Genomic DNA, 3,052 nt, shown 5'->3' on the forward strand with positions numbered 1-3,052 from the left:
CGCTAACCTCTCCTCTTAACCTTCCAGCACCGGGCAGGCGTCAGCCCATATACCTCACCTTTCGGTTTCGCATAGACCTGTGTTTTTGCTAAACAGTTGCTTGAGCCTATTCTCTGCGGCCACTTCTCAGTGGCACCCCTTCTCCCGAAGTTACGGGGTCATTTTGCCGAGTTCCTTGACAATGCTTCTTCCGCCGGCCTTAGGATTCTCTCCTCATCCACCTGTGTCGGTTTACGGTACGGGTACGGTATAAACAATAGCGGCTTTTCTTGACGCATGGCTCACGGACTTCGCTACTTGTATTTCGCTCCGCATCACAGCTTCCCATTGACACCCGGATTTGCCTAAGTGTCTGGTACCCTGCTTGCACCGGGCTTTCCATTCCCGGCTTCCGCTTTCCTTACGTGTCCCCACAGTTCTGTCATACCGCAGTACAGGAATCTCCACCTGTTGTCCATCGGCTACGACTCTCGTCCTCGCCTTAGGCCCCGACTTACCCAGGGCAGATCAGCTTTACCCTGGAAACCTTGGATATTCGGCCTAAAGGATTCTCACCTTTATCTCGCTACTCATTCCGGCATTCTCTCTTCCATGCAGTCCACAGCTCCTTACGGTACTGCTTCATTCCGCATGCAATGCTCCTCTACCGATCCTTGCGGATCCCTTAGTTTCGGTGGTACGTTTCAGCCCCGGACATTTTCGGCGCAGGGCCTCTCGACCAGTGAGCTATTACGCACTCTTTGAATGAATGGCTGCTTCTGAGCCAACATCCTGGTTGTCTTCGAGACCCCACATCCTTTTCCACTTAACGTACACTTTGGGACCTTAACTGAAGGTCTGGGCTCTTTCCCTTTTGACTGCCCAACTTATCTCGTGCAGTCTGACTCCCGGTCCTGTCTACATGGCATTCGGAGTTTGATATTCTTCGGTAGGCTTTGACGCCCCCTAGGAAATTCAGTGCTCTACCTCCACAAGACTCATGACCGAGGCTAGCCCTAAAGCTATTTCGAGGAGAACCAGCTATCTCCGGGTTCGATTGGAATTTCTCCCCTACCCACACCTCATCCCCACCCTTTTCAACGGATGTGGGTCCGGACCTCCACTGCCTCTTACGGCAGCTTCATCCTGGACATGGGTAGATCACCCGGTTTCGGGTCTACTCCTACTGACTCTGGCCCTCTTAAGACTTGGTTTCCCTACGGCTCCGCACCTGAAGTGCTTAACCTTGCCAGTAAGCGTAACTCGCCGGACCGTTCTACAAAAAGTACGCGGTTGCACGCATAAGGTGCTCCCACAGCTTGTAGACACAGGGTTTCAGGTTCTCTTTCACTCCCCTCCCGGGGTCCTTTTCACCTTTCCTTCACAGTACTATGCGCTATCGGTCACTAAGTAGTATTTAGCCTTAGGGGGTGGTCCCCCTGACTTCCCACAAGGTTTCTCGTGTCTCGTGGTACTCTGGATCCTGCTCAGTCTCATCTGCTTTCACATACGGGGCTTTCACCCTCTGCGGCCGGCTTTCCCAAAACCGTTCTGTTAGCTTCTAAGAATCATTCATGCAGTCCGTAACCCCGGAATGCACGCATTCCGGTTTAGGCTCTTCCGCGTTCGCTCGCCGCTACTTGCAGAATCGAGTTTTCTTTCTTTTCCTCCGGGTACTTAGATGTTTCAGTTCCCCGGGTTCCCTTCCATACGTTATGGATTGGCGTATGGATGACAGAGGTGTGCTCTGCCGGGTTTCCCCATTCAGAGATCTCCGGATCAAAGGATATTTGCTCCTCCCCGAAGCTTATCGCAGCTTATCACGTCTTTCTTCGGCTCTTAGTGCCAAGGCATCCGCCCTGTGCCCTTATTGCTTGACCTTTCGCTCATCACCCTAGCGTAGGTGATGCGGTCTTTTGATTCTCATTGTTGATCTTTGTCTGCTCTCACAGACTAAATCGATGTCTTCCTATCTTACGTTTTAACGTTTGTATCAAGGATATTTGATTAAACTTTAATCAAATTTACATGTATGCAGTTTTCAAGGTACATTGTATAACTTTGACTGATATTTTATCAGTCATTAGAAATCTTAAATATCAGATATCTTCCATTTAAAACCTCTAATCACTGGTAAAACCAGTTATCATAACAGCACTTCCCTGCTGATCGGGTTAACACCAGTCTCTCGATCTTCGCCTTTTACCGTTCTGTTTCCGACAGAACTCACTTACCGGTGTCTGTTTCTATATGAACAAGTTTCCCACTTGTTTTTTTCTTTGATCCGGCGCCCACCTGCTCTCCCACATCGTCTCCAATGCAGTACCATCGGCCGCTTAGGTCTTAACCGTCGTGTTCGGGATGGGAACGGGTGTTTCCCCTAAGCGCATCGACACCGGAAATATCGGTTATCGACTTTCTTATTTTTTTATAAGTAAGCCACTTGATAACTCAACAGTAAAACACATTTCGATTTTCTACTTCTTCTTCCCTTTTAGTTGGATTGATTCAGCCGCTTTCACGACCTACTGTATCCAATTCCTTAGAAAGGAGGTGATCCAGCCGCACCTTCCGATACGGCTACCTTGTTACGACTTCACCCCAGTCATCGGTCCCGCCTTCGGCAGCTCCTCCCTTGCGGTTAGGTCACTGACTTCGGGCGTTACTGACTCCCATGGTGTGACGGGCGGTGTGTACAAGACCCGGGAACGTATTCACCGCGGCATTCTGATCCGCGATTACTAGCGATTCCAGCTTCGTGCAGTCGAGTTGCAGACTGCAGTCCGAACTGGGACGTTATTTTTGAGATTTGCCCACCCTCGCGGGTTCGCTTCCCTTTGTTTACGCCATTGTAGCACGTGTGTAGCCCAAATCATAAGGGGCATGATGATTTGACGTCATCCCCGCCTTCCTCCAGGTTATCCCTGGCAGTCTCCTCAGAGTGCCCACCATTACGTGCTGGCTACTAAGGATAGGGGTTGCGCTCGTTGCGGGACTTAACCCAACATCTCACGACACGAGCTGACGACAACCATGCACCACCTGTCTCCCCTGTCCCGAAGGAAAGGGACGG

3 rRNA genes are annotated in these 3,052 nt (G+C 50.6%); all 3 read right to left on the bottom strand.

Annotated features, from left to right (window positions below):
• Positions 1-1,859, bottom strand: a 23S ribosomal RNA gene (locus AB5618_RS21175); the annotation flags it as partial.
• A 402-nt stretch (positions 1,860-2,261) separates the two neighbouring features.
• Positions 2,262-2,379: ribosomal RNA gene (rrf, locus tag AB5618_RS21180) — 5S ribosomal RNA — on the bottom strand.
• 146 nt (positions 2,380-2,525) lie between these two features.
• A 16S ribosomal RNA gene (locus AB5618_RS21185) occupies positions 2,526-3,052 on the bottom strand; the annotation flags it as partial.

The organism is Ruminococcus sp. J1101004sp1_RTP21198st1_B9_RTP21198_201120, assembly GCF_040924245.1.
Taxonomy (GTDB): Bacteria; Bacillota; Clostridia; order Lachnospirales; family Lachnospiraceae; genus Blautia_A; species Blautia_A faecis.